Raw genomic sequence first — 26,207 nt, forward strand, 5'->3', positions numbered from 1 at the left:
CGGCTAATCGGTACACGCTCATTGACGATGGCCCGTCTGTTCTGACAAGTCAGCATCCATCCGCAGCTCACTCGAAAGCGTCCATGAGCAGATAGGTTCCCGGCGCCCGTTGGTGCTTGTCGATCAGCGGCACCAGTCGCCGGAAATGCTCGGTGTTGCAGTGTGCATCCAGGGCCGCCCGGTCCGGCCACTGCTCGATGAAGACGAAATGCCCCGGATCCTTCTGATCGACGTACAGATCGTACGAAATGCACAGCGGCTCCTGTCTGGTTTTCTCGACAAGCTCTCGATAGAGCGGGGCCACGGCATCGAGGTATTCGGCCTTGATGAAGTCTTGCGCAATCACTTTCAGCATGTCGTTGTTCCTGGTGTCATCGTGTGTGTGCGCCGCCGCGCGCGCTCTGACCTGAGCAGGAAGAGCGCGCTCAGTTACTCCGCCGCGATCTGGAGGCCGACACGCGGCGTTGATTGGCGGCGTCGGACGCATTGCATGCTGCCCACTGGGCAGGGTCTAGGCGCGCTGCTGGCGAGATGCGACAGCGCGCGTGGGTTGCATCTTGCCGGTTCCGACAATGAGGTGGTCCGCCTAACGGCGCGACGCGGAGTCGGATGGTTGCGCGCGCAGCTCAAAGCTCAGCGGTCTACGGTTGCGCGGACGCATTCGAGCCTTGCGCGCGTGGCGGCGGCGCATTCGAATTGTCCATGTCCGAGGCGATCTGCCACGATGCATCGGCGTTTTCGCGTCTCAGCGTGAGCGTGAACTTGCCTGTGTCGCCGGGCGCATCGCCGTAGCCATAGACGCCGACGATGTAGGCGATGGTGCCTTCAGCGGCGAACGTGAGCGCGCGTAGCCGTAGCGGCCCGCCGCCCTGGCCTGCATACGCCGCTTGGATGGCCGGGCGGCCGCGGACCGGCGGGCGATTGCTTTGCAGCACGAAGCCGTCCTCGGCGAACAGCGCAGCGAGCGCCGCGGCGTCTCCGGCGCGCCATGCCTGCTCGTAATCGCGAAGCACACGCGCCAACTCAGGAGGCAATGCGACGTCCTCGTGCTCGACCCGCGTTCCTGATTCGGGAGACGGCTGGGCCTGCGACACCCTCACGGCAAGCGCCAGGCCCACAACGACAATGAAGACTGCAATCCAACGCATCGGCGGTGGTCCCTTGTGGCGCCGCGCATCCGGGCGGCATTCGCCCCGCGGCGGGGCCCTGCATCGAGTATGGGGCGCCATGCGGGCTCTTGCTATCCGTCGCGCTCGGCGCAAGGCGTGACAGCTCGATACGTCTTGATCAGCGGGCGATGCCTGGGCATGTGGCCCCCAGCGCGTCGCGCACCCGCGCAGACGAAAACGGGGCGGCCCGAAGGCCGCCCCGCTCGGTGCTGCATGTCATGCGCCGCAGCGCGCGACGGGCCTCACTTCAACCCACGATGCTCCAGCAACGGCTCGACGCTCGGGTCCTTGCCGCGGAACTCGCGGTAGGCGGTGGCGAGGTCGCGCGAGTGGCCGATCGACAGGATCTTGTCGCGGAAGGTCTGGCCGTTCTCGCGGGTCAGGCCGCCGTTCTCGCGGAACCACTGGAAGGCGTCATGGTCGAGCACCTCGGCGCCGAAGTAGGCGTAGTAGCCGGCTGCGTAGCCGCCACCCCAGATGTGGCTGAAGTAGCTGGTGCGGTAGCGCGGCGGCACGGCGGCGAGGTCGACCTTGTACTTCTCGAGCGCCTGCTTTTCGAACGCGTCGACGTCCTGCTTGGCCTCGCCGGCCGGCAGCGTGTGCCAGGCGAGGTCGAGCAGTGCGGCGGAGAGGTATTCGGTGGTCGCGTAGCCCTGGTTGAAGGTGCGCGCCTTGACGATCCGGTCGACCAGATCCTGCGGCATCGCTTCACCGGTCTCGTGGTGCTTGGCGTAGTTGGCGAACACCTTCGGGTCCAGCGCCCAGTGTTCGTTGAACTGCGAGGGGAACTCGACGAAATCGCGCGGGGTGTTGGTACCGGCGACCGACGGGTACTTGGTGTTGGAGAAGAAGCCGTGCAGCGCGTGGCCGAACTCGTGGAACAGCGTGGTCACATCGTCGAAGCTCAGCAGCGCAGGCTGGCCGGCGGCAGGCTTGGTGAAGTTCTCGACGTTGTAGACCACCGGGATGGTGCCGGTCAGGCCGTTCTGCTCGACGAAGTTGCCCATCCACGCGCCGCCCTGCTTGCTGTCGCGCTTGAACGGGTCGAGGTAGAACAGCGCGAGCTGCTTGCCGTCGGCATCCATGATGTCGAACACGCGCACATCGGGGTGATAGACCGGGATGTCCTTGCGCTCCTTGGCGGTGATGCCGTAGAGCTGGTTGGCGGCAAAGAACACGCCGTCGTTGAGCACGCGGTCGAGCTCGAAGTAGGGCTTGATCTGCGCTTCGTCGAGGTCGAACTCGGCCTTGCGGACCTGCTCGGCATAGAAGTCCCAGTCGGCCGCGCCGGCGGTGAAGCCGCCGTTCTGTGCGTCGACCACGCCCTGGATCTTCGCCAGCTCGGCACGTGCGCGTGCGGTGGCGGCCGGCACGGTATCGGTCAGCAGCTTGAGCGCGGCTTCCGGGGTCTTCGCCATCTGGTCGGCGATGCTGTAGGCGGCATAGTTGGGATAGCCGAGCAGCTGGGCCTGGCGCGCGCGCAGTTCGGCCAGACGCTGGATCGTGGCGCGGGTGTCGTTGGCGTCGCCCTTCTCGGCGCGGCCGGTGGAGGCGGCGAGCACACGCTCGCGCAAGTCGCGGTTCTTCAGCGAGGCCAGCACCGGCTGCTGGGTGGTGTTCTGCAGGCTCAGCAGCCACTGGCCGTCCTTGCCGGCGGCCTTGGCGGCATCGGCCGCGGCGGCGATCGCGCCGGCGTCGAGGCCGTCAAGTTCGGCCACGTCGGTGACGAACACGCCGCCGGCATTGCTGGCGGCCAGCAGCTTGTTGCCGAACGCGGTCGACAGCGTGGACGACTCGGCGTTGAGCTTGCGCAGTTCGGCCTTGTCGGCGTCATTGAGCAACGCGCCCGCGCGCACGAAGTTGTCGTGCGTGTGCGCGAGCACGGTGGCCTGCTGGGGGGTGAGGCCCAGCGTGTCGCGCTGGTCGTACAGGGTCTTGACCCGGGCAAACAGTGCGGGGTCGAGGTAGATGGCGTCGCTGTGCTCGGCGAGCTTGGGTGCCAACGCTTCTTCGGCCGCCTGCAGGGTGTCGTTGGTGTTGGCGCCGGTGAGCATGAAGAACACGTTGGCCGCACGGGTCAGCAGTTCGCCGCTGCGCTCCATCGCTTCGATGGTGTTCTCGACCGTGGGCGCCTCGGTGTTGTCGGCGATCTTGCGGATCTCGGCCAGGTGCTGCTTCATGCCCTCTTCGATCGCCGGCTGGTAGTCGGCGTCCTTGAGCTTGTCGAAGGGCGGCGCCTGGAACGGCAGCGTGCTGGCGACGAACAGGGGGTTGTCGGCCGGCGCGGCCGCGGCGGAAGCATCAGTGGCGGGCATCGTGGACTCGGCAGCAGGGCGGTCGCCGCAGGCGGTGAGCGCCAGCGCGATCGCGGAAGACAGAAGCAGCTTATGCAACATGGAGGGAACTCCGTTAGGGGACAGCGCAGTGACGGCGTCGGTCGCGGCACGCGGCCCGCCAACCGCGCAGGGTGCGCCCAATGGTAGAGCTTGGAAATGTGCCGTTGGTTTGCCGGTTCAGGTGGATGGCCGGCGAATAGGGCACCTTGAGCGGGTCCCTTTCCCATGGAGCACCGCGATGTTGCGTTACTGCCTGATCCTGGTGGCGCTGGGCGGCGTGTCTGGGGCAGCGGGCGCGGCCGATACGCCGGCAGCCCCGGCGCCCAGCGCTGAGGCCGCGTCGATCGGAATCGCGGTGATGCGCGAGGACGGCACATTGGTGCTGCGGTTGCGTGCGACACTCGACGGCGGGGCGGCCCACGGCGAGAGCGAGTTCCGCTATCGGCCGGGCACGCCGGAGTACGCGGCGGTGCTGGCGCACATCGGCGGGCTGGCGCCGGGGCAAAGCAAGGCGGTACCGCCCTGGCCGGAGGGGGAGTGACCCCTCAGACGGTGCCGCGGTTCTTGCCCATCCACGGGGCGTACCAGGCGCGGATCCTGGCCATGTCGGCATCGAGGTCGTCGCCCGGCTCGATCAGCGGGCCGAAGCCGATGACCTTGTCGGGGTAGTGGAAGTACAGGGTCTGGATCGGGACGTTGGCGGCCTTGGCGATCTTCCAGAAGCCGGTCTTCCAGCGCTCGACGCGCTTGCGCGTGCCTTCGGGCGCCAGGCCGTACCAGAACGGGGTCTCGCCGTGGATCGCCGCGGCCGCCTGTTCGACCACGCGCGAGGCGCGACTGCGGTCGACCGGGATCACACCCAGACCGCGCAGCGCCCAGCCAAGCACCGGCACGCGGAACAGCGAATCCTTGCCGAGCACGCGGATATCCAGCCCCAGCGCGGCCTTGGCCGCGAAGCCCCACACGCCGTCCCAGTTGGACGAATGCGGGGCGCCGATGAGCACCAGCCGTGGGATGTTCGGCAACTCGCCGACCATGCGCCAGCCGCCCAGGCGCAGGATGCTGCGCCCGATCCAGCGCGCGAGCCGGCTGGGTTTGACCCGCGGCGCTAGCGGCGGGACGGGGATCAGAAACGGGTACTTCGATGTGCTCATGCGTCCTCGGCGCGAAGGCCCGTTCTGACGGGCGTCATTCCCAGTCGCGCCCGGCGCGACCGCGCTTGATGGTACTGCGTTCGCGTTTGGCGCCCAGTCGACGTTCCTTGGCACCCCGCGTGGGGCGGGTGGCGACGCGTGGCTTGGGCACTTCGTAACCGGTCGCCACGAACGCGGCCAGACGTTCGCGGGCATCCTCGCGGTTGCGCTCCTGGGTGCGGAAGCGCTGGGCGCTGATGACCAGCACGCCGGCATCGGTCACCCGGCGGTCGCGACGCGCCAGCAGGCGGGCGCGTACCGCGTCTGGCAGCGACGGTGAACCGGCGATGTCGAAGCGCAACTCGACCGCGGTCGACACCTTGTTGACGTTCTGCCCGCCCGGTCCGCTCGCGCGCACGAAGCGTTCGACGAGTTCGGACTCGGGAATGGCGGGCGGCGTGGACATCGACGGCGATTGTAGAGGGTGGCTGTCAACGCGCGTTCGCGGCACGCGGAAGCAGGTCCAAGGCCGCTTGCCCCCACCCAACCCTCCTCCGCATGGCGGGGGAGGGCCGCATCCGCTTCTATGCCGGTTGGCCGGGGAACAGCAGCAGCGCCTTGGCGAACGCATCGCCCGGTGGGGCGGCGATGTCCATGCGCTCGCCGGTCTGCGGATGGGTGAAACGCAGGCGCTCGGCGTGCAGCAGCATGCGGTGGATGCCGAGCCTGCGGAAATGGCGGTTGTGGCGGCCGTCGCCGTGGCTGGTGTCGCCGATCAGGTGGTGCGAGAGGTGCTTGAGGTGGCGGCGGATCTGCCGGAAGCGGCCGGTCATCGGTTCGGCGCGCAGCAATGCGTAACGCGAGGTCGCAAAGCCGGCCGACGGCAGCGCCAGCTCGGTGCTCGCCAACCGCGTGAACCGTGTGACCGCAGGCTTCTTCAGCGGCTTGCCGGGGCCGCCGTCGAGCGGGTGGTCGACCTCGAGCTCGGGTTCCGGCCAGCCGCGGCATACCGCCAGGTAGTGCTTGTCGACGCTGCGCGCCATCCACTGCGTGCCCAGCGCCGAGGCGGTGTCGCGGTCGAAAGCCAGCAGCAGGCAGCCACTGGTGGCGCGGTCGAGCCGGTGGACCAGGAACAGCGGCCGGCCGAACTGCAGGCGCAGGCGATCGGCAAGAAAATCATGCTCGCCTCGCGCGAGCGCGCTGTCGTGGACCATCAGGCCGGCAGGCTTGTCGACCACGGCCAGCCAGTCGTCCACATACCGCACATCGATCGTCATCACTTGCGCTCCGGGCGTCGTGGGGCATCCGGGCGCGCGGATGCGATCTGCTATTTTCGGCGATCGTCTCGCCCGAAGGGAAACCGCATGCGTCGCCGCCTCCGTGTCTGCCTGGTCGCGCTGCTGCTGTGCGTGGGCATCGCGCCGGCCGCCGCGGCCCCGCAGCTCGACGCGCCGGTGCACAGCGCCGAGGGCATCAGCGAGTACCGCTTCGACAACGGCCTGCAGCTGGTGCTGTTCCCCGACCCCGGCAAGCCGGTGACCACGGTCAACGTGACCTACCGCGTCGGCTCGCGCCACGAGGGTTACGGCGAGACCGGCATGGCGCACCTGCTCGAGCACCTGCTGTTCAAGGGCACGCCGACGCATTCCGACATCCCCGGCGAGATGAAGCGGCGCGGCATCCGCTTCAACGGCACGACCTGGTTCGACCGCACCAACTATTTCGCCAGCTTCTCCAGCGATCCGGCCACGCTCGACTGGCTGCTGGGGATGGAGGCCGATCGCATGGTCGCCTCGCGAATCGCGCGCGAGGATCTCGACAGCGAGATGACCGTGGTCCGTAACGAACTGGAGGCCGGCGAGAACAATCCGGTGCGGGTGCTGGTGCAGCGGCTGATGTCAGCCGCCTACGACTGGCACAACTACGGCAATCCCACGATCGGTGCGCGCAGCGACATCGAGGGCATGCCGATCGCGCGGCTACAGGCGTTCTATCGCACCTGGTATCGGCCGGACAACGCGGTGGTGGTGATCGCCGGCGATTTCGATCCCGCGCACGCACTTGAGCGGGTGGCCGCGCACTTCGGCACGCTGCCGCAGCCGGCAAGCGCGCTGCCGCGCACCTACACCCGCGAGCCGGCGCAGGACGGCGAGCGCCACGTCGTGGTGCGCCGCGTCGGCCGCACGCCCTACCTGGCCGCGGGCTATCACATTCCCGCCGGCCGGCATCCCGATGCCGGCGCGCTGACGGTGCTGGCGCAGGTGCTCGGGCATGCGCCCAGCGGCCGGCTGCACCGGGCCCTGGTCGAACCGGGCCTGGCGACCTCGGTCTCGGCCACGGGTTACAGCCTGGATGAGCCGGGCTACCTCAGCGTGGTCGTCGAGGCCCCGGCAGACAGCGACCTGGAGGCGCTGCAGGCGCGGCTGCTCGACGTCCTCGAACAGGACCCGGCGCCGTTCACCGACGACGAGGTGGACGAGGCGCGGGCGCGGCTGCTGGCCGGCTTCGAGCGCGCGCTGCGCGACCCCAATGCCGTCGGCGTGGCGTTGTCGGACGCGATCGCGCAGGGCGACTGGCGCTTGCTGCTGCATGCGCGCGACCGGCTGGAGACGGTGACCGCGGCCGACGTGCAGCGCGTGGCGCGCGCCTACCTGCGCCGCGACAACCGCACGACCGGCCACTTCGTGCCGACCGACACGCCCGAGCGCATCGAGATTCCCGAGGCGCCGGACGCGGCGACGCTGCTGGCCGATTTCGTCGGCCGGCCCGCGCTCGCGGCCGGCGAGGCCTTCGATCCGACACCCGAGGCGATCGACGCACGCACGCGGACCTGGACGCTGTCCAATGGCGCCAGGCTGGCCGTGCTCGACAAGGCCACCCGCGGCCAGGCAGTACAACTGCGCATGACCCTGCGCCTGGGCAGCGAGGACACGCTGACCGGGCGCACCGATGCGGCGATGCTGGCCGGCGGCTTGCTGATGCGCGGCGCCGGCGATCTGGACCGTGCGGCGATCTCGCGGCGGCTCACCGCGCTGCGCTCGACGCTGGGCGCCAGTGGCGGCGCGACCACGGTCAGCGTCGCCGCCTCGACCGACCGGGCGCACCTGGCCGATCTGCTCGATCTGACCGCGACCGTGCTGCGCCGGCCGACGTTTCCGCAGGACGAATTCGACCAGCTGCGCACGCAGTGGATCACCGGCATCCAGGGCAGCATGAGCGAGCCGGGCGCGGTGGCCAATCAGGCGATGGCGCAGCACTTCGACATCTTCCCACCTGGCCATCCCTTCCACGCGCGTACGTTCGAGCAGCGCATCACTGGGCTCGAGGCGACGACGCGCGACGAGGCAGCGGCCTTCCACCGTGCGTTCTACGGCATGGGCCCGGGCACGACGATCGCGGTCGTCGGCGATGTTGATGCCGAGGTGGTGCATGCGCAACTCGAAGCGCTGTTCGGCGACTGGCGCCCGGCCACGCCGTTCGTGCGCATTCCCACGCCATATGCAGCGCAGCCGGCGGCGCAGCTGCGCGTGGTCACGCCCGACCGGCCGAACGCGGTGTTCCTGGCGCAGCAGGCGCTGCCGCTGGGCCAGGATCACCCGGATTATCCGGCGTTGTATCTGGGCAACCATCTGTTCGGCAGCGGCGGTATGAAGTCACGGCTGGCCGACCGCATCCGCCAGCGCGACGGCTTGAGCTATGGGGTCAGTTCGAGCTTCGGCGCCAGCGCGTTCGATACCGTCGGCACATTCTCGGCGCAGGCGATTGCTGCGCCGGAGAACATCGCCAAAGTGGCGCAGGCCTTCGACGAGGAACTGCGTCGACTGCTCAACGATGGCATCGACGCGACCGAACTGGCGCAGACGCGCGACGGCCTGCTGCTGGCGCGCCGCACGGCACGCGCGAGCGATGCGCAACTGGCCGGCACGCTCAACGACAACCTCTACCTGGAACGCGACATGGCCTATTCGGCCGCGTTCGAGGACAGGCTGCGCGGTCTCGATGCCGAGGCCGTGCGCGCGGCGATGGCGCGGCACCTCGACCCCGACGCGATCACAACCGTCATCGCCGGCGATCTGGACGCGTCTGCCGCGGGGCCGTAGCCCCGCGCGGCGCGTTGCCGTTACTCGGTGGCCGGCGCCGGCGCCGAGGAGGCCATCGATTCGAGCTCGGCGCACATCTGCTGTTGCTGCGCCGGCGTCGCACTGTCGTACTGCGCGCGCACCTTGTCATGCGCCGACGCGAACTCGCGGTCGAACATCGCCGCGTCGCCGCCCATCTTCACGAACTCCTGCTGCTGGCGGGTCTTGGCCTGCGCCAACTGGTCGGCCGGGATAGTCGGGTCGCACAGCTCGACCGCTGCGTGCATCGCGCCGCCGAGGCCGGCGAGCTGGGTCAGCATCGTCGTCGCGGCGTCGCCGGTCAGCGGCGCCTCGACCGGCGCGCTGCCGTCCTCGAGTTGCGCGGCCGCAGCCTCCGAGGGCACCGTGCGGGTGTCTTCGACCGGCTCGGTCTGCGCAGCGGGCGCGCTGTCGGCTGGTCGGTCGCCGCAGGCGGCAAGTGCGAGCGCACCGGCGATCGCCAGGCCCAGGGGAAGTCGTACACGCAATGGCCGCATCCGGGGGATCTCCATGATCGGGTAGGTCTCGAGCCTAGCAGAGCCGGCGTGGTGGCCCGGCTGCACGGCCGCGGGGTCGATTTACGGCGTGGCCGGGCTCTCACGGCGGCTGCGGTAGCACTGCAGATGCACCCAGGCGGCCTGCAGCCGTGGCGCCGCGATGCCGTGCTGGCGGGCACGTGCCAGCATGTCGCCGACGATCTGCGCCGCCTCGACATCCTGGCCCGATTCGAGATCTCGCAGCATCGACGCGGTGGCCGGTGAGCCGGCGCGGGTCAGCAGCGACCGGGCCTGCTCGGCCGCCTGCGCCGGAATGGCCTGGCCCTGCGCGGCGGCGACCGCGAGGCATTCGTCGTGCAGCGCGGCCACGAACGCGGCGCCCTCGTCGCTGGCGACGATCCGGCCGATGCTGGCGCGCATCAGGCAGGTCGCCGCGGCCATCGCGGTGAGGAAACTGAACTTGTTCCAGGCCGCTTGCAGGAAGTCGTCGCTGCGCACGGCCTCGAACCCCTCGGCGCGTGCACAGGCCTGCGCCAATGCCTGGGTGCGTGCGCTGCCGTTGCGGGCCGGATCGCGTTCGCCGAACGTCAACGACGGCGGCGAGGGCAGGTGCACGACCTCGCCTTCCGGGCCCTTGACCGCGCTGATGAAGCACAAGCCACCGAGCACCCGGTCCGCGCCGAAGCGTGCATCGAGCGCGGCGTAGTGCTGCAAGCCGTTGAGGATCGGCATCACTGACGTGCCGGCGCCGACCGCCGGCGCGATGGCGTCGATCGCGGTGTCCAGGTCGTAGGCCTTGCAGCTGAGCACGACCAGATCGAACGGCTGCGCCGCGGCGAGTGCCGGCAGCGCATCGGCGGTGACGTGCGCGACCGCAAGGTCGGCATCGCCAAGCGGACTGCGCAGGCGCAGGCCTTCTCGTGCGAGTTGCGCTGCGCGCGTCGGGCGCACCAGGAACGTGACGTCGACGCCGGCCTGGGCCAACCGGCCGCCGAAGTAGCCGCCGGTGCCGCCGGCACCGAGGACAAGAATGCGCATAGAAGTCTTCTCCGATTCAGGCCTGAGGTGGACGGGATCGAACGGAAACGATACGATTTACCCCGGATCGGGGATTCTCGGTCGGCATTGGGCTCTGGCGGAAACGCCGGGGCCTTTTGTTTTTCAAGGAAAGCATTTCAGCCCGTATCCCATGTAACGCCCTTGCGAATCGCAATCGAGCTTTTCATGGATGACATCCCACGCTCGGTTGGGTTGTTCCGGCTTGAGCTGGTGCATTCCGATGGGCCTGGCCACAAGGTCAGCCAGTTGCAGGCCAATCGAGTTGCTTCGTTTGTGGCAGATGACAGGCTCGAAAGGAATGGATTGCCCGCCGTAGTTGTCACCTGAGCAGATGCGCCTGAAGGACAGTTCCAGATCTCTGTCTTCGTTGTTTCCGCGCGACTCGCAGAGTACATGCGTGGTCAGCGTTTGATGGGTATCCCCTGTCTGCCCCTGACGACGGAGTCGGTAGTAGATCCGCTCCAGGCAGAACCGCAAGGACACCTCGTAGGGATTCTCATCGCGTTCGCGATCCTGCAAGCGCCGCTTATCGATGACGGCTGCGAAAACGGCCATCGGCGTCGCCGCCAATGCGTCTGTCAACGCCTCCAAGAAGGCGCGCTTGCGGTCAGGATCGCGCAGGATCGCGAATGGTCCGATATCGCGCCGGATCTCGCGCTCGTGCAGGACCACTGCATCATGACCAAAGACCGCGAACTTGATCCTCTGAATCGCGGGCACCACAGTCGCCATGTAGTCGTGCTTACTGATCAGACAACACGAGAGCACGAACAGCGGATAGGCCGGATCAATGCTGGCCATTCCATGGTCGCCGCTTTCGTCGACGAACACGAGGTAGTCGCTGAAGCTCGACATCAGCTGCGCAGGCCGACCCCGCGCTTGAGCAGGGTCAGCGCAACCACGGTCAGCACGACCACGAAGCCCAGCATCAGTGCATAGGCTATGGTCAGCGGAATGTCCGAGGTGCCGAGCAGGCCGTAGCGGAACGCGTTGACCATGTAGAAGATCGGGTTGGCGTGGGTCGCGGCCTCGGCCCAGTCGGGCAGCAGCTTGACCGAGTAGAACACGCCGCCCAGGTAGGTCAGCGGGGTCAGGATGAAGGTCGGCACGATCGCCACGTCGTCGAACTTCTTGGCGTAGACCGCGTTGATGAAGCCGGCCAGCGAGAAGATCGTGGCGCCCAGCAGCACCGTGCTCAACGTGACCAGCGGATGCGGGATGCGCACATGGGTGAACAGCATCGCGATGCCGAGCACGATCACGCCGACCGCAACGCCGCGCACGACCGCGCCGAGCACGTAGCCGCCGAGCACGACCCAGCCGGGCATCGGGCTGACCAGCAGTTCCTCGACATGGCGGCCGAACTTCGCGCCGAAGAAGCTCGAGGAGATGTTGCCGTAGCTGTTCTGGATGACGCTCATCATCACCAGGCCCGGCACGATGAAGTCCATGTAGGACACGCCGCCCATGTCGCCGATGCGCGCGCCGATCAGGCCGCCGAAGATCAGGAAGTACAGCGTCATCGTGATCGCCGGCGGCACCAGGGTCTGGGCCCAGATGCGCAGGATGCGCACGATCTCGCGCCGGGCGATCGTGCCCAGGGCGATCAGGTTGCGGGCAGTCGTGGTGGGTTCTGTGCTCATGCTCGGCGTCTGTCGAAAGAGGGGAAGGGGAAGGGCGGCTGCGCGCGACTGGCGTCTACGACGCCCGCTGTCCCGATCCCGCATCGCGTGCGGTCAGCCGCACGAACAGTTCTTCCAGTCGGTTCGACTTGGTCCGCATCGAGCGCACGCGCAGGCCGGCCGCATCGAGTGCGGCGAACACGCGGTTGAGATCCATCGCGCGCGGCATGTCGATGTCGAGCGTGTGCGCATCGGGCGCAGCGATCGTCACGCCGTCGATCGCCGGCAATGCGTCGGGTAGCGTCCCGTCGATGTCGAGCATGAAACCCTCGACGTCGAGCTGGGCGAGCAGCGCCCGGATCGGGCCCTGCTCGACGATGCGACCGTGGTCGATGATCGCCAGATTGCGGCACAGCGACTCGGCTTCCTCGAGGTAATGCGTGGTCAGGATGATCGTCGTGCCCGCGGCGTTGATCTCGCGCAGTGCGCGCCACATGCCGCGGCGGATCTCGATGTCCACGCCGGCCGTCGGCTCGTCGAGGATCAGCAGCCGGGGCCGGGTCATCATCGCGCGGGCGATCATCAGCCGCCGCTTCATGCCGCCCGACAGCGTGCGACTCATCACGTGCGCCTTGTCCCACAGCTGCGCGGCGCGCAGCTCGGCCTCGGCGCGCTCGGCGGCCTCGCGGCGCGGCACGCCGTAGAAGCCGGCGTAGTTGACCAGGATGTCGAAGGGCTTTTCGAACAGGTTGAAGTTGATTTCCTGCGGCACCAGGCCGAGCAGACGCATGGCCTGGTCGCGCTGGCGGACGATGTCCACGCCGAATACTTCGACGCTGCCTGCGCTCATGTTGACCAGCGAGGAGACGATGCCGATCAGCGTGCTCTTGCCCGCGCCGTTGGGGCCGAGCAGGGCATGGAAATCGCCCGGCGCGACATCGAGCGAGATGCCCTTGAGCGCCTCCACGCCACCGGCGTAGGTCTTGCGCAGTTCACGGACGGACAGCGCCGGCACATCGGCCGGCAGGGGGCGGCTTGGGGTCATGGGTGCGAGGGGTCCGGAGCCGGCGGCCCGGGGGAGGCCTCGGCGGAAGACGCTAGTATAGGCGCCCGGTCGCACCCGGCCCCGCGATACACCGTTGCGCGGACGCGCGCCCGTTCCGCTTACGATCCGGTTGACCCGTGGCCATCCAGCATTTCCCGCTCAAGCTCACCGGCCGGCGCATGATCGCGCCCACCGTCGCCCATCTGTCGTTCGTGCGCGACGATGGCCAGCCGCTGGATTTCGTGCCCGGCCAGTTCATTCAGGTGCACTTCGCCTACGCCGACGGCACGCCGACCAAGCGCTCCTATTCGCTGGCGACGATCCACGACCATGCGATGGGACCGGGCGAGGCGGTGGAGATCGCGGTCAGCTATGTGCCCGGGGGCGCGGCGGCGGCGCTGTTCGAGGGCCTGGCGCTCGGCGACCATGTCCAGGCCAGTGGCCCGTTCGGCCGGTTCTGTCTGCTGCCGCAGGACAGCAACCGCCGCTACCTGCTGATCGGGACCGGCACCGGCGTGACGCCGTACCGGTCGATGCTGCCGCTGCTGGAACGGGCGATCGCCGAGCGCGGCGTGGAGGTCGTGCTGTTGCTGGGTGCGCGCACGCCGGCCGAGTTGCTCTACGGCGACGATTTCCGCGCCTTCGCACAGGCGCACGCGCAGTTCCGCTTCGTGCCGTGCTTCTCGCGCGAGCTGCCGGCGCCCGGGAGCCCGCATGCGCATGCCGACGTGCGCCACGGCTATGTGCAGCAGTTCGTCGGCGAGTTCGCGCCCAACGCCGACGATATCGCCTACCTGTGCGGCAACCCGGACATGGTCGATGCGGCGTTCGAGGCACTGAAGGGCTTCGGCCTGCCGGTGCCGCGGATCCGGCGCGAGAAGTACGTCAGCAGCAAGTAGGCCGGGGGCCGCCGTGTCAGCACCGGACGCCCGATTGCCGCTGCCAGCGGGCGACCCGGACGTCGCGGCGCTGATGCCGCCTCCGCCCGATGCACCGGTCCCCAAGCGTGCCGGGTGGCGCCGCATGCTGCCGACGTTGGGCGGGATGGTCGGCGGTGTCGTGGTCGGCCTCGGCGCGGCGATGATCGGCGTCCCGCTGCTGGACGCCCTGCCGCCTGGGTCGATGACTGCGCTGCTGCTCGGCGTTGTGCTGTCGGTGTGGCCGCACATCGTGCTGCACGAGGCCGGGCACGCAGTGGCCGGTCTGGCGCGCGGCATGCACGCGATCGCGTTCGGCGTGGGCCCGTTCCGATTCGAGCGACGCGGCGCGCGCTGGCACTGGCGCCGGGGCGGCGGGATCCGCGGCATCGGTGGGTTTGCCGCACTGCTGCCCAGCGGTGAGCGCGGGCTGTTGCGCCTCGACCAGGCCATCTTCCTGCTCGGCGGGCCAATGGCCAATCTTGTCACCGCGGCGGCGCTGTTCGCCTGTGCGATGTGGCTGCCGATGCCGGTGCAGCTCGCGGCCGCTGGTCTGGGCAGCGCGATCGCCGCCGCGCTGATGGGCCTGGGCAATCTGCTGCCGCTGCAGTTCTCCGGCTGGCGTCTGGATGGCCGCGTGTTGCTGGACCTGCTGCGCCGCACGCCCGATGCCGCGCTGCACCTGCAGATCAACCAGCTGATGGCGTTGAGCCTGGCCGGGGTGCGGCCGCGCGACTGGCCCGAGGCGTCCATCCCTGGACTGCCGGCCACGATCGCCAGCGACGGCCTGGCGCTGAGCGGACGGATGCTGCGCCTGTCGCGCGCGATCGACCGACGCGATGCCGCGACCGCCTGGCCCGACGCCGTCGCGCTGACAGCGGCGTTCGCGGCCGCGCCCACGGTGTCGCAAGGCCCGATCGCCGTTACGCTGGCCAGCCATGCGGCGTTGCTGGTCGGCGACCGGGCCTTGCTGGCGGCCTGGCGTCCGCGCTGCGAAGGCGGGCTGCTGGATCTTTCGCCCTACCGGGCGTGGCTGGATGCCGAGCTCGCGCAGCTCGATGGCGATGCGACCGCGCTGGCGACGCACCTGGCCCATGCGCGCGCGCTGGCCGACCGGATTCCGGACGCGGCCAGCCGGACGGTCTTCGACGAACGGCTCGAGAGACTCGCCCAGTCGCTTGCGCCATCGATGTAAAGCACGCTTGACACCGGGTTCGGTGCAGCCGCATGCTCACTGTCAAGCACACTTGACAGAACAGACCGCCATGACCCGTTCCTTGCACACCCAACCGCTGCTGGCCGTCGCCGCGATGTTGATGGCCGCTGCGATCGCGCTGCGTCTGCTGCTGCCCACAGTCCCCGCCTGGGCACCGGCGCTGGTCCTGCTGTCGGCGGTGCTGATCGGCGCGGTCTCGATGCGCCGCGGTGCGTCCGGCTGCATGGATGCGCCGCCCGCCCTGCGGCGCCGCTACAGCCGCGACATGACGGTCGGCATGGTCAGCTACATGGCGCTGCTGTTCGCGTCGTTGCTGCTGCTGCGCACGGTGGAGGCGACGGCGCTGCGGGCACTGATCGCACTGCTGCCGGTCGCGCCGATCGCGCTGCTGATGCGCGCGATGCTGCGCTTCATCCGCGGCGTGGACGAGCTGCAGCAGCGTATCGAGCTCGAAGCGATCTGCATCGCCGCCGCGCTGGTGTCCTTCGGCTACATGACCGGCGGCTTCCTGCAGGCGGCGCAGGTCATCGACGTGCCGGCAAGCGCCGCGATGCTGTGGGTGTTCCCCCTGGTGTGCGGCCTCTACGGCATCGCAAAATCGGTCGTCGCGCGGCGGTACCGGTAAGGGGTCGGCATGAAGAGTCGGGTGCGGGCGCTGCGCGAGGCACGGGGTTGGTCACAAGCACAGCTGGGCGAACGTCTGGAAGTGTCGAGACAGACGATCAACGCGATCGAGACGGAAAAGTACGACCCCAGCCTGCCGCTGGCGTTCCGGATCGCACGCGAGTTCGCCGAGCCCATCGAATCCATTTTTCTGTTCGAGGACGTTCCATGAGGACATCGAGGTTTTCCGTGCTGACGCTGGCCGCGGGCATCGCGCTCGCCGGCTGCAGCGGGGGCGCGCCGGTACCAGCAACCGGCGAGGCCGCCCGGCCGACGCGGATGTTCGGGCAGATCCCCTTCCACGCCTGCACGCTTGACGGGGGCAATGCGGCCACCCGGGTCGAGGCGCAGTGCGCCACCTACGAGGTGCCCGAGAATCCCGACGCGCCCGACGCCCGGCGCATCGCACTCAACATCGCCTGGCTGCCGGCCGATGCGAAGGACGGCGGCACCGCCGATCCGGTGTTCTTCCTCGCCGGCGGTCCGGGCCAGGCCGCGACCGAACTCGCCGCGCAGATCAATGCCGGCTTGCGTGAGGTACGCCGCCAGCGCGACATCGTGCTGGTCGACCAGCGCGGGACCGGCGGTTCGAACCCGCTGACCTGCACCGATGCCGATGGCCAGGCGCTGGAACTCGATGCGCTGACCGCGCCCGACGACGCCGCGCTCGACGCCTATGTCGGGCGATGCCTGGCCGGCCTCGACGGCCGCGCCGATCCACGTTTCTACACGACTGCCAATGCGATTCGCGACCTCGACACGGTGCGCGCCGCCCTCGGTGCCGATCAGATCAACCTGGTCGGCGGGTCCTACGGCACCCGCGTCGCCCAGCAGTACGCGATGGCGTATCCGCAGCACACACGCAGCATCGTGCTCGACGGCGTGGCCCCGAACGACCTGGTCGTCGGCGGCGAGTTCGCGCACACCTTCGAGGACGCGCTGGCGCTGCAATCCAAGCAATGCGCCCAGGACGCCGGATGCCGCGCACGCTTTCCCACCGATCTGCAGGCCCAGCTGCGCGGTGTGCTGTCGACGCTGCACGCAACGCCCGCACCGGTGACCTATCGCGACCCGACCACCGGCGCGCAGCGCGACGGCGTGGTCACGCCGGACACGGTGACCGGCCTCGCGTTCCTGTTCTCGTACGCGCCACAGACCGCGTCGCTGCTGCCGTTGATCCTCGACGAAGCGGCGCAGGGCCGCTACGGCCCGCTGATGTCGCTGTCGCAACTGATGTACAGCAACGTCGACGGTCAGATGACGCGCGGCATGCAGTGGTCGGTGATCTGCGCCGAGGACGCAGGCCGTTACCGCGAGGACGGTCGCGTCGCCGATACGATCCTGGGACCCGGTGTCGCGCGCATGTTCTTCGGCGCGTGCCGCACCTGGCCGACCGGCGCGCCGCCGGCCAACCACACCGCGGCCCTGCAGTCCGATGTGCCGGCCCTGCTGATGTCGGGCGAACTCGATCCGGTGACGCCGCCCGCCTACGCCGAGCGCGTGCTGGCCGGCCTGCCGAACGGACGCCATCTGGTGTTCAAGGGCCAAGGGCACGGCACGTTCGCGCTCGGCTGCGCGCCCAAGCTGCTCGCGCAGTTCATCGAATCCACCGATGCCAAGGCGCTCGACGCCAAGTGCTTGGACGCGATGCGCCCGGTGCCGCCGTTCACCAGCTTCAACGGGTGGTCGCCATGACCGTGCCGCGCTTCGCGATGCCCCTCTTCCTTTCGGAGCTCCATCGATGATCACCGCCCAGCAATTGCACAAGGCGTTCAAGACCAAGGCCGGCCTGGTCCAGGCGGTCGACGGCGTGGACTTCGTCGCCGAGGATGGCCGCATCACCGGCCTGCTCGGTCCCAACGGCGCCGGCAAGACCACGACGCTGCGCATGCTCTACACGCTGATGAAGCCCGACCGCGGCCAGGTGCTGGTGGACGGCATCGACGCGAGCCGCGACCCGGCCGCCGTGCGTCGCGTGCTGGGCGTGCTGCCCGACGCACGCGGCGTCTACAAGCGGCTGACCGCACGCGAGAACATCCACTACTTCGGCCAGCTGCACGGCATGAGCCAGGCCCAGATCGCCACACGCACCCAGGCGCTGAGCGACCAGCTGGACATGGGCGAGATCCTCGACCGCCAGACCGATGGCTTCAGCCAGGGCCAGCGCACCAAGACCGCGATCGCGCGCGCCCTGGTGCACGACCCCCGCAACGTCATCCTCGACGAGCCGACCAATGGCCTGGATGTGATGACCACCCGCGCGATGCGCGAATTCCTGTTCAAGCTGCGCGACGAGGGCCGCTGCGTGATCTTCTCCAGCCACATCATGCAAGAGGTCGCCGCGCTGTGCGACCGCATCGTCATCATCGCCAAGGGGCGCGTGGTGGCCGCCGGCACCGCCGACGAACTGCGCGCGCGCTACGGCACGCAGAATCTCGAAGACGCCTTCGTGCATGCGATCGGTTCGGAAGAGGGGCTGCTGGCATGAGCGCACTGCGATGGATGTGGTGCGTGATGCGCAAGGAGCTGCTCGATATCGGGCGCGACCGGCGCACGCTGTTCATGGCGCTGCTGCTCGGCCCGCTGCTGTATCCGGTGCTGATGACCGGCATGAACGTGATGATGGAAAAGCGCGCCAAGACCGAACAGGACCGCGTTCTCGAAGTCCCGGTGCTGGGCGCGGCGCATGCGCCGAACCTGGTCGCGCACCTGGCGACGCTGGGCATCGTCGCGGTCGATGCGCCCGACGACCTCGATGCGGCCATCGCCCGGCAGGACGTCGACGTCGCGATCGAGATCCCGGCTTCGTTCGCCGAGGACTGGCAGGCCGGGCGCCCGGCGACAGTCGAGGTCATCAGCGACAGCACCCAGCGCAACGCGCAGACACCGGCCACGCGGGTGCGCGCAGCGATCGCCAGCTACGGGCAGCAGGTGGGCGCGTTGCGTCTGCTCGCACGCGGTATCGACCCGTCGGTGGTGCAGCCGATCGCGGTCGGTACGCGCGACATGGCGAGCGAAGAGGCCAAGCGCGGCATGCTGCTCGCGGCGCTGTTGCCATATCTGCTGATCCTGTCGAGCTTCATCGGCGGCTCGTACCTGATCATCGATGCGACCGCCGGCGAACGCGAGCGGCAGTCGATCGAGCCGCTGCTGGCCACGCCGGCCGCACGCGGTGCGATCGTCAGCGGCAAGATGCTCGCCGCCTGCGTGATCGGCCTGTTGTCGTTGCTGCTGACGTTGCTGGCATTCAAGCTCAGCGCCCAGATCGGCACCGGCATGACCCGCATGCTCGACGTCCGGCTGGCGGCGATCGGCAAGATGCTGCTGGTGCTGCTGCCGATGTTGTTCATCGGCACGTCGCTGCTGACCTTCCTCGCGGCCGCGGCCAAGAGCATGAAGGAAGCGCAGAGCCACATCGTCTGGCTGATGCTGCTGCCGATGATTCCGACGTTCGTGCTGATCATCAATCCGATCAAGACCGAGTTGTGGCAGTTCGCGGTGCCGTTCCTGTCGCAGAACCAGCTGCTGCTCAAGATCATCCGCGCCGAGCCGATCGCGCCGCAGGTCTGGGCGGTGTATCTGCTCGCCAGCTTCGCGTTGGTGGCGGTGTTCTGGGGCCTGGCGGTGTGGCGCTACCGCCAGGAGCGGCTCGCGATCTCGGGCTGAGATCGCGCAGACGGCATGGGGGCGCGTGCGTTACACGCGCCCCAGCGTGCCCACCGACCACGCGTCGGTGGGCGCTTGCGTCAGTTGGCAGTCGGTGAGAAGCCGATCGTGCGGCGCGTGGTGACCGGTGCCGGTACCGGCTCGAAGCGCCAGCGTCGCACTGCGGACAACGCCTCGCGATCGAAGGTGCGGGGCGGATCGGCGCGCACGATGCGCGCGCTGCTCACCGAGCCATCGACCGCGACGGTGAACTCGACCTGCACCTCACCGCTGATGCCGGCCCGCAACGCATCCGGGGGATAACGCGGCGCCGGGGTGCTCAATGGATGCAGCTGGACCGGCGCCGGGGCCGGCGCCGCTTCGGGCGGCGGCGCTTCGGTGGCCGGGGTGGGCGCCGGGCGTGCGGGTGCGGGGCGCGGCGTGTCCTGCGCTGGGCGCGGGGCCGGCTGCGCAGGCGCCGGCGTTGGCGTCGGCGCAGACGCCGGTGCGCTGCGCGCGCCGGTGGTCTCGGCCGGTGGCGGCCCCGGCAGCTGCTGCGCCGCCGAGACCTGCTGCTCGCGCTGCTGCTGTGCGCGCTCGCGCGCGATCTGCTGTTGGCGCTCGGCCTCCTGCGCGGCGCCGCGCTGCTGATGCACGGCCGCTTCTTCGGCGGTCGCGATGCTGGTGCGCAACCGGCCGAGCGCCGGGTGGGTGGCGTCGGTACGTTCGATCAGTCCCAGCAGTCGGCGCGCCTCGGCGAAATCGCCGCGGTCGCGGTTCTGCTCGGTGGCAATCACGGTCAGCGGCAGCAGGTCGATCAGCGCGCTGGTCGCCGCGGCATCACCGCGCGTCTTGTCGCGCAGCGCGAGGTAGTACTCCATCGCGTTCTCGCCGGGCGGAAAGTACAGCCGGCTGTCCTGATACGCCTGGCCGGCCGCCTTGCGCAGATCGTCCGCCGAGAGTGCGGCCAGCGCATCGTCGGCCGCTTGGCGGCTCACGTCCGCGGTCTCGGCCGGTGCCGCGTCGGGCTCGGGTGCCTCGTCCCGGCCCCCGCAGGCGGCCAGTCCCAGCGCCACGCACAACGCCGCGGCCAGCCCGGTCCGCGACGACACTGCGGGCGTCGATCGATTCGAGACCATCATCGTTCCCCAGGGTGCCTGTTCTTCAAAGTGCGTAGCACGCGGCAGCGCAGGCGATTTGTCAACCGCGCAGGTCGGCGTGCGGGCTCCGATTGTAGGCGCGTTGGCAGCGTGTTCACCGAACATGTGCGTTATCGGCGCGAGTGTCCGGCACTGGAACGGCCTACTTGCCGATGCAGAAGCTCGAGAAGATATGCCCCAGCAGATCGTCGGGCAGGACGCGGCCGGTGATCTCACCGACCGCGTCGTGGGCCATGCGCAAGGCCTCCGCCGTCAGTTCCAGGGTCTGCGCCTGCAGCGTTGCGCGCGCGTCGGCCACCGCATCGGCGGCAATGCGCAGGGCATCGACGTGGCGCTGCCGGGCAGTGAACGCGCCTTCGCCGGCCGCGGGCCCGGCGACCTGCGTTGCCAGTGCGGCACGCAGCAGGTCCAGGCCCGCCCCTGTGCGCGCGGAAACACGGACCACGTCATCGTCCGTGGCCGCGCCCTCGAGCAGGTCGACCTTGTTGTGCACGACCAAGCGCGCCGGCACATCCTGGATGTCACCGGCCACCGCGCTCAGGCCCGCGTCCGGATCGCGCGCATCGAGCACGACGATCGCCAAGTCCGCGCGACGCAGTTCGGCACGGGCGCGGCGGATGCCCTCGCGCTCGATCGCGTCTCCGGCTTCGCGCAAGCCAGCGGTGTCGACCAGAGTCAGTTCGGCACCGGCGATGCGCACCGTTTCGTGCAGCAGGTCGCGCGTGGTGCCGGCGATCTCGGTGACGATCGCGCGCTCGCTGCCGGCCAGCGCATTGAGCAGCGAACTCTTGCCCGCATTCGGCGGGCCGACGATCACCGCATGCAGGCCATCGCGCAGCCGGCGTCCCTGCTCGGCTTCGGCAAGCAGCACAGCCAGCGAGGTGGCCAGCGCATCGAGCCGCTCAGCCACGACATCGCCGCCGAGCGCATCGATCGGCTCGTCGGAAAAATCGATCATCGCCTCGACGTGCACACGCAGGTGCAGCAGCTCGGCGGCCAGTGCATCGCAGCGGGTCGAGAACGCGCCGTCGAGCGCGCGACGCGCGGCACGTGCGGCGCGCACGTCGCCAGCGGCGATCAGGTCGGCGACGGCTTCGGCCTGGGTCAGGTCGAGGCGGCCATTGAGGAATGCGCGTTCGCTGAACTCACCGGGCCGCGCGAGCCGCGCGCCGAGCGCGCGGCACCGGGCCAGCACCTGCTGCAGCACGACCGGGCTGCCATGGCCCTGCAGCTCCACGACGTCTTCGCCGGTATAGCTGGCCGGGCCGGCAAACGCGATCGCGATGCCGTCGTCGAGAGTCTCGCCATCATCATTCTCGAACCGCACATGATGGGCATGACGCGGCCGCAACACCCGACCGCACAGCGCCTGCGCGATCTCGGACGCACGCGGGCCCGAGAGTCGCACGATGCCGACGCCGCCAGCGCCGGGTGCAGTGGCGATCGCAGCGATGGTGTCGGTGGCTGGGGTCATGTCGTTGCTCCTCAACGCACGAGCCCGCCATGCGGCGGGCTCGTGGAGATCGCGTCGGCGCGGCCGTCAGGCCTTGGCCGGCGCCTCGCTGTAGCGCTTGATCATCCACCACTGCTGCAGCAGGCCCAGGCCGCCGTTGGTGACCCAGTACAGCACCAGGCCCGAGGGGAAGAAGATCATGATCACGCCGAAGATCAGCGGCATCAGCTGCATGATCTTCTGCTGCATCGGGTCGACGCCGACCATCGGCGTGAGCTTCTGCGTCGCCCACATGATCGCGATGTTGAGCACCGGCAGGATGAAGTAGGGGTCGCGCGCGGTCAGGTCCTGGATCCACAGCATCCACGGCGTGTGGCGCAGTTCCACCGATTCGAGCAGCACCCAGTACAGCGCGAAGAACACCGGCATCTGCAGCAGCACCGGCAGGCAGCCGCCGATCGGGTTGATCTTCTCCTTCTTGTACAGCTCCATCATCGCCATCTGGAACTTCTGCTTGTCGTCCCCGTAGCGTTCCTTGAGCTGGGCGATGCGCGGCTGGAACTTGCGCATCTTCGCCATCGACTTGTACTGGGCGACCGACAGCGGATAGAGCGCCAGCTTCACCAGCAGCACCAGGCCGATGATCGACCAACCCCAGTTGCCGATCAGGCCGTGCAGCTTGGCCAGCACCCAGAACAGGCCTTCGCCGAGCATCGCGAACAGGGTGAAGCGGCTGTAGTCGACGACGCGGTCGAGACCACGCACGCCCTGCGCCTTGATCAGGTCGACCTGCTTGGGTCCGATCCACAGCCGGGCGCTGGTGGCGGCCTGCTGACCGGCGGCGACCGAAATCGGCGGGCCAAGTTCGCGAATCAGGTAGCGCGGTGCGCCCGTGCTGCGATCGACCTGCATCGAGATCGTGCTCGCATCGTCGGCGCGCGGAATCCAGGCGCTGAAGAAGTGGTGCTGCGCCATCGCGATCCACACCTGGGTGTCCTTCGCGTTGAGCGGGCCGTCGCTTTCGAAGTCGCCGAGCTGGCGGCGGCTGTAGCCGATCTCACTGCCGAACCAGGTCGCACCGACCAGGCTGTAGGACTCGGGATTGGTCATGCCGCGCTTGACCGCAGGTGCGGTGCGGATCAGCTGGCGATAGGCGAAGCCCTGCCACGGCGCGCTGCCGGCGTTGACGATCTCGTCGCGCACTTCGATCGCGTAGTCGGCACGCGAGAACACGAAGTTGCGGCGGATGGTGACGCCGTCGGCACCGGTCCACACGAACGGCACCACCAGGGTGCCTTCACCGTCGGCCAGCGTGTAGGACGTGGCCTGGCCCTCGGGCACGAATGCGCCCTCGTGGCTGGGCGCGGCATTGTTGCCACTGACCCAACCGGCCTGCGCGGCGTAGTAATGCAGCGGATCGGTATCGAGCATGCGCACCGGCGGGCTGTCGGCGTCGCGGGTCTGCGGATAGGCCAGCAGGTCGGCCTCGACGACGTTGCCGCCATCGAGCACGACGCGCAGTACATCGGTCTGCACCACCACGCGGCGCGCAGCGGCGGCGGCACTGGTCGCCGGCGCGGAGGTCGCACCGGGCACGGTGGGCGCCGCGGTCGCAGCCGGCGCTTCGGGCACGGCCGCACCCGGCGCCTGCGGCGTCGGCACGGTCGGCGAGGCGGTGGCGGCACTGGTCTGGGCCGGCTGCGCGGCAGCCGCCTTCTCCTTGCCCCACTCCATCCAGAGCAGCACGGCGACCATCAGCCAGGCGAGGATCAGGAAAGTACGGATCTGGTTCATCAGGCGGGCAGGCTCATGCGCCGGACGTGGCCGGCGTGGATGGAATCGGGGAGGCGGGCATTGTGCCGACCGGGGCGGCCAGCGGCAACGCGCGGGCACGCCGCAGTGCGGAGATGAAGGCAGTGCGCAGCGCCGCGTTGTCGGCGCCGGCCGCGGGCGGGCGGGCGACGACGACATAGCTACCGGGCTTGAGCTCGGCCTGCAGCAGGCGGAACTGGTCGCGCAACACGCGCTTGATGCGGTTGCGGCCGACCGCACGCTTGTCGACCTTGCGCGAGACCGCCAGCCCCAGGCGGGCCGGGCCGGGCTCGGGCAACAGGTGCACGGCCAGCAACGGCGACGCGGTGCGGGTCGCGCTGGCGAAGATGCGATCGAAATCGGCACGCGCGCGAACGCGCATGTGCCGCGGGTAGCGGGCACCTGCGTTCATCGGGATGGCGCGGCGGACGGAACGGCGCGCGGCGGGTCGCGGCGCACCGTTCCGACAGGAAGCATCCTGGCGGCGATTAGGCCGAGAGGACCTTGCGGCCCTTGGCGCGGCGACGGGCCAGGATCTTGCGGCCGTCGGCAGTCGCCATGCGGGCACGGAAGCCGTGGTCGCGCTTGCGCTTGAGGTTGCTGGGTTGGTAGGTGCGCTTGGTAGCCATGGTGACGCCTTCTGGGGCAACGCGACGAAAAGGAACCGGAAATTCTAGCGGCGCCGTGCCGGGCCGGTCAAGTCGGCCTTCCGCCACGCGGCGGGCGTGCCATGGCGTCGCAGGGCGAGTGCCGACAGCGACATGGTAGTCTGCCAGCCCTCTTTCCCGGTGCCGGAAGTCGCGCGGCTGCGCGACGGCCGCACCGTACTTTTTGGTCGATTGCGCGCCCTATGGATGTCTGGCCCCGCTGCCTCCAACGCCTCGAAGCCGAGTATCCGGCCGAGGAAGTCCACACCTGGCTCAAGCCGCTGCAGGCCCGGGCCGATGCGCAGGCCACGGTGCTCTACGCCCCGAATGCGTTCGTCCGCGACGAGGTGCAGGCGCGCTACATGCCCCGCATCCGCGAATTGCTGGCCCATTTCGCCGGCCATGACGAGGTGAGCCTGCAGGTCGGGTCGCTGCCGCGCGCCGCCGCACCGCCGCCGCCGCAAGCCGCCCCCACGCCGTTCGGCGAGGCCCGGGCCAGCACGCCCGCCGCGCCGATCGAGGCGTTCGCCGGCAACATGGACAGCCATTACACCTTCGACAACTTCGTCGAAGGCCGCAGCAACCAGATGGGCCGTGCCGCGGCCTGGCAGGCCGCACTCAAGCCCGGCGACCGCGCACACAACCCGCTGCTGCTCTACGGCGGCACCGGCCTGGGCAAGACCCACCTGATGTTCGCCGCCGGCAACGAGATGCGCCGGCAGAACCCGCGCGCGCGCGTGCTGTATCTGCGTTCGGAGGAGTTCTACAGCGCGTTCTTCCGCTCGATCCAGGAAAAGACGTCGGACCAGTTCAAGCGTCAGTTCCGCCAGATCGACGCGCTGCTGATCGACGACATCCAGTTCTTCGCCGGCAAGGACCGGACCCAGGAAGAGTTCTTCCATACCTTCAACACGCTGTTCGACAGCAAGCAGCAGATCATCATGACCTGCGACCGCTACCCACGTGAGGTCGACGGCCTGGAGCCGCGGCTCAAGTCGCGGCTGGCCTGGGGCCTGTCGGTGGCGATCGACCCGCCGGACTTCGAGACCCGCGCGGCAATCGTGCTGGCCAAGGCCGCCGAGCGCGGCACCCAGGTGCCCGACGACGTGGCGTTCCTGCTGGCCAAGAAGATGCATTCGAACGTGCGCGACCTCGAGGGCGCACTCAATACGCTGGCTGCGCGCGCGAACTTCATGGGCCGGGCGATCACCGTCGAGTTCGCGACCGAGACGCTGCGCGATCTGCTGCGCGCCCAACAGCAGGCGATCAGCATTGCCAACATCCAGAAGGTCGTCGCCGACTACTACGGCCTGCAGATCAAGGACCTGCTGTCCAAGCGCCGTACGCGCTCGCTGGCGCGGCCCCGGCAGGTGGCGATGGCACTGTCCAAGGAGCTGACCGAGCACAGCCTGCCGGAGATCGGCGAGGCTTTTGCCGGGCGCGACCACACGACGGTACTGCACGCCTGCCGTCAGATCCGCACCCTGATCGAAAGCGACGGCAAATTACGCGAGGATTGGGACAAGCTGATCCGCAAGCTCAGCGAGTAAGCTGCGCAAATCCGGGGACCGCACAACACCGGGACGCGCAGTGGACAGCATGTGGACAATTTCGGACCTGCAAACTTGTCCACAGCTTGATCCACTTCTCCACAGGCGCTGTCCACCGGGTTTGAAGGTCGGAAATATTGTTAGAAATCAGCAGCTTAAATGAGA

At 69.0% G+C, this 26,207-nt stretch carries 26 protein-coding genes; 10 read left to right on the forward strand and 16 right to left on the reverse strand.

Features of this window, described 5'->3' with window-relative positions:
• Positions 1 to 67 precede the first annotated feature (67 nt).
• From FHW73_RS02315 to dcp, 3 genes are all read right to left on the reverse strand, one after another.
• Positions 68 to 355 (reverse strand): putative quinol monooxygenase, encoded by a 288-nt coding sequence (locus FHW73_RS02315; RefSeq protein WP_183425087.1) that lies wholly within the window; start codon positions 353 to 355, stop codon positions 68 to 70.
• A 286-nt stretch (positions 356 to 641) separates the two neighbouring features.
• Positions 642 to 1,094: a nuclear transport factor 2 family protein gene (locus tag FHW73_RS02320; RefSeq protein ID WP_345776133.1), complete on the reverse strand. Its 453-nt coding sequence runs from the start codon at positions 1,092 to 1,094 to the stop codon at positions 642 to 644.
• Between the two features lie 317 nt (positions 1,095 to 1,411).
• A complete protein-coding gene (dcp, locus tag FHW73_RS02325; RefSeq protein WP_183425088.1) occupies positions 1,412 to 3,565 on the reverse strand; it encodes a peptidyl-dipeptidase Dcp in 2,154 nt (717 codons plus the stop codon).
• Between the two features lie 178 nt (positions 3,566 to 3,743).
• Between dcp and FHW73_RS02330 the strand changes: the two genes are divergently transcribed.
• The gene (locus tag FHW73_RS02330; protein ID WP_183425089.1) at positions 3,744 to 4,046 is read left to right on the forward strand and encodes a hypothetical protein; all 303 of its coding nucleotides are present in this window, start codon (positions 3,744 to 3,746) and stop codon (positions 4,044 to 4,046) included.
• Positions 4,047 to 4,050: 4 nt separating this feature from the next.
• Here FHW73_RS02330 and FHW73_RS02335 read toward each other — a convergent pair whose 3' ends face one another.
• From FHW73_RS02335 to FHW73_RS02345, 3 genes are all read right to left on the reverse strand, one after another.
• A complete protein-coding gene (locus FHW73_RS02335) occupies positions 4,051 to 4,659 on the reverse strand; it encodes a lysophospholipid acyltransferase family protein (RefSeq protein WP_183425090.1) in 609 nt (202 codons plus the stop codon).
• A gap of 34 nt (positions 4,660 to 4,693) precedes the next feature.
• Positions 4,694 to 5,104, reverse strand: a complete 411-nt coding sequence (gene arfB, locus FHW73_RS02340) for an alternative ribosome rescue aminoacyl-tRNA hydrolase ArfB (protein WP_183425091.1) — start codon at positions 5,102 to 5,104, stop codon at positions 4,694 to 4,696.
• A gap of 118 nt (positions 5,105 to 5,222) precedes the next feature.
• On the reverse strand, positions 5,223 to 5,915 hold the full coding sequence (locus FHW73_RS02345; protein WP_183425092.1) for a pseudouridine synthase: 693 nt from the start codon (positions 5,913 to 5,915) through the stop codon (positions 5,223 to 5,225).
• Positions 5,916 to 6,002: 87 nt separating this feature from the next.
• Between FHW73_RS02345 and FHW73_RS02350 the strand changes: the two genes are divergently transcribed.
• Positions 6,003 to 8,738, forward strand: a complete 2,736-nt coding sequence (locus tag FHW73_RS02350; RefSeq protein WP_183425093.1) for a pitrilysin family protein — start codon at positions 6,003 to 6,005, stop codon at positions 8,736 to 8,738.
• Between the two features lie 20 nt (positions 8,739 to 8,758).
• Here the strand turns inward: FHW73_RS02350 and FHW73_RS02355 are convergent, their stop codons facing one another.
• The 5 genes from FHW73_RS02355 to FHW73_RS02375 form a co-directional block, all read right to left on the reverse strand.
• Complete coding sequence (locus tag FHW73_RS02355; RefSeq protein ID WP_183425094.1) at positions 8,759 to 9,244, reverse strand: hypothetical protein; 486 nt, start codon at positions 9,242 to 9,244, stop codon at positions 8,759 to 8,761.
• Positions 9,245 to 9,334: 90 nt separating this feature from the next.
• Positions 9,335 to 10,291 (reverse strand): 2-dehydropantoate 2-reductase, encoded by a 957-nt coding sequence (gene panE / locus FHW73_RS02360; RefSeq protein WP_183425095.1) that lies wholly within the window; start codon positions 10,289 to 10,291, stop codon positions 9,335 to 9,337.
• A gap of 123 nt (positions 10,292 to 10,414) precedes the next feature.
• Positions 10,415 to 11,167: a DUF3800 domain-containing protein gene (locus tag FHW73_RS02365; protein ID WP_183425096.1), complete on the reverse strand. Its 753-nt coding sequence runs from the start codon at positions 11,165 to 11,167 to the stop codon at positions 10,415 to 10,417.
• A complete protein-coding gene (locus FHW73_RS02370) occupies positions 11,167 to 11,955 on the reverse strand; it encodes an ABC transporter permease (protein ID WP_183425097.1) in 789 nt (262 codons plus the stop codon). The genes FHW73_RS02365 and FHW73_RS02370 overlap by 1 nt, the downstream gene beginning before the upstream one ends.
• A 55-nt stretch (positions 11,956 to 12,010) precedes the next feature.
• Complete coding sequence (locus FHW73_RS02375; protein WP_183425098.1) at positions 12,011 to 12,979, reverse strand: ABC transporter ATP-binding protein; 969 nt, start codon at positions 12,977 to 12,979, stop codon at positions 12,011 to 12,013.
• A 137-nt stretch (positions 12,980 to 13,116) separates the two neighbouring features.
• Between FHW73_RS02375 and FHW73_RS02380 the strand changes: the two genes are divergently transcribed.
• The 7 genes from FHW73_RS02380 (at position 13,117) to FHW73_RS02410 (ending at position 19,441) form a co-directional block, all read left to right on the forward strand.
• Positions 13,117 to 13,878 carry a ferredoxin--NADP reductase gene (locus tag FHW73_RS02380; RefSeq protein ID WP_183425099.1) on the forward strand — a complete coding sequence of 254 codons (762 nt, stop codon included), beginning with the start codon at positions 13,117 to 13,119 and terminating at the stop codon, positions 13,876 to 13,878.
• 124 nt (positions 13,879 to 14,002) lie between these two features.
• The gene (locus FHW73_RS02385; protein WP_221187392.1) at positions 14,003 to 15,091 is read left to right on the forward strand and encodes a hypothetical protein; all 1,089 of its coding nucleotides are present in this window, start codon (positions 14,003 to 14,005) and stop codon (positions 15,089 to 15,091) included.
• A 70-nt stretch (positions 15,092 to 15,161) separates the two neighbouring features.
• Entirely contained in the window at positions 15,162 to 15,737 is a 576-nt protein-coding gene (locus FHW73_RS02390) for a hypothetical protein (RefSeq protein WP_183425101.1), read from the forward strand.
• A 9-nt stretch (positions 15,738 to 15,746) separates the two neighbouring features.
• Complete coding sequence (locus FHW73_RS02395) at positions 15,747 to 15,947, forward strand: helix-turn-helix transcriptional regulator (protein ID WP_055250723.1); 201 nt, start codon at positions 15,747 to 15,749, stop codon at positions 15,945 to 15,947.
• Positions 15,944 to 17,470 carry an alpha/beta hydrolase gene (locus tag FHW73_RS02400; RefSeq protein ID WP_183425102.1) on the forward strand — a complete coding sequence of 509 codons (1,527 nt, stop codon included), beginning with the start codon at positions 15,944 to 15,946 and terminating at the stop codon, positions 17,468 to 17,470. Before FHW73_RS02395 ends, FHW73_RS02400 begins: the two co-directional genes overlap by 4 nt.
• A gap of 46 nt (positions 17,471 to 17,516) precedes the next feature.
• Positions 17,517 to 18,263 (forward strand): ATP-binding cassette domain-containing protein, encoded by a 747-nt coding sequence (locus FHW73_RS02405; protein WP_183425103.1) that lies wholly within the window; start codon positions 17,517 to 17,519, stop codon positions 18,261 to 18,263.
• Positions 18,260 to 19,441, forward strand: coding sequence for an ABC transporter permease (locus tag FHW73_RS02410; RefSeq protein WP_183425104.1), 1,182 nt, complete (start codon positions 18,260 to 18,262; stop codon positions 19,439 to 19,441). The genes FHW73_RS02405 and FHW73_RS02410 overlap by 4 nt, the downstream gene beginning before the upstream one ends.
• A gap of 80 nt (positions 19,442 to 19,521) precedes the next feature.
• Here the strand turns inward: FHW73_RS02410 and FHW73_RS02415 are convergent, their stop codons facing one another.
• The 5 genes from FHW73_RS02415 to rpmH all read right to left on the reverse strand — a co-directional run bounded on the left by FHW73_RS02415 (position 19,522) and on the right by rpmH (position 24,474).
• Positions 19,522 to 20,532, reverse strand: a complete 1,011-nt coding sequence (locus FHW73_RS02415) for an energy transducer TonB (protein WP_345776134.1) — start codon at positions 20,530 to 20,532, stop codon at positions 19,522 to 19,524.
• 190 nt (positions 20,533 to 20,722) lie between these two features.
• Positions 20,723 to 22,054 (reverse strand): tRNA uridine-5-carboxymethylaminomethyl(34) synthesis GTPase MnmE, encoded by a 1,332-nt coding sequence (gene mnmE, locus FHW73_RS02420; RefSeq protein ID WP_183425106.1) that lies wholly within the window; start codon positions 22,052 to 22,054, stop codon positions 20,723 to 20,725.
• Positions 22,055 to 22,120: 66 nt separating this feature from the next.
• Positions 22,121 to 23,827 carry a membrane protein insertase YidC gene (gene yidC, locus FHW73_RS02425; protein ID WP_183425107.1) on the reverse strand — a complete coding sequence of 569 codons (1,707 nt, stop codon included), beginning with the start codon at positions 23,825 to 23,827 and terminating at the stop codon, positions 22,121 to 22,123.
• A 13-nt stretch (positions 23,828 to 23,840) separates the two neighbouring features.
• The gene (rnpA, locus tag FHW73_RS02430; protein WP_255492544.1) at positions 23,841 to 24,227 is read right to left on the reverse strand and encodes a ribonuclease P protein component; all 387 of its coding nucleotides are present in this window, start codon (positions 24,225 to 24,227) and stop codon (positions 23,841 to 23,843) included.
• A gap of 106 nt (positions 24,228 to 24,333) precedes the next feature.
• The gene (gene rpmH / locus FHW73_RS02435; protein ID WP_047138036.1) at positions 24,334 to 24,474 is read right to left on the reverse strand and encodes a 50S ribosomal protein L34; all 141 of its coding nucleotides are present in this window, start codon (positions 24,472 to 24,474) and stop codon (positions 24,334 to 24,336) included.
• A 221-nt stretch (positions 24,475 to 24,695) separates the two neighbouring features.
• On the opposite strand from rpmH, the gene dnaA reads away from it, so the two are divergent.
• Complete coding sequence (dnaA, locus tag FHW73_RS02440) at positions 24,696 to 26,042, forward strand: chromosomal replication initiator protein DnaA (RefSeq protein WP_183425109.1); 1,347 nt, start codon at positions 24,696 to 24,698, stop codon at positions 26,040 to 26,042.
• Positions 26,043 to 26,207: the final 165 nt, after the last annotated feature.

This window comes from Luteimonas sp. RC10 (genome assembly GCF_014192745.1).
Taxonomy (GTDB): domain Bacteria; phylum Pseudomonadota; class Gammaproteobacteria; order Xanthomonadales; family Xanthomonadaceae; genus Luteimonas.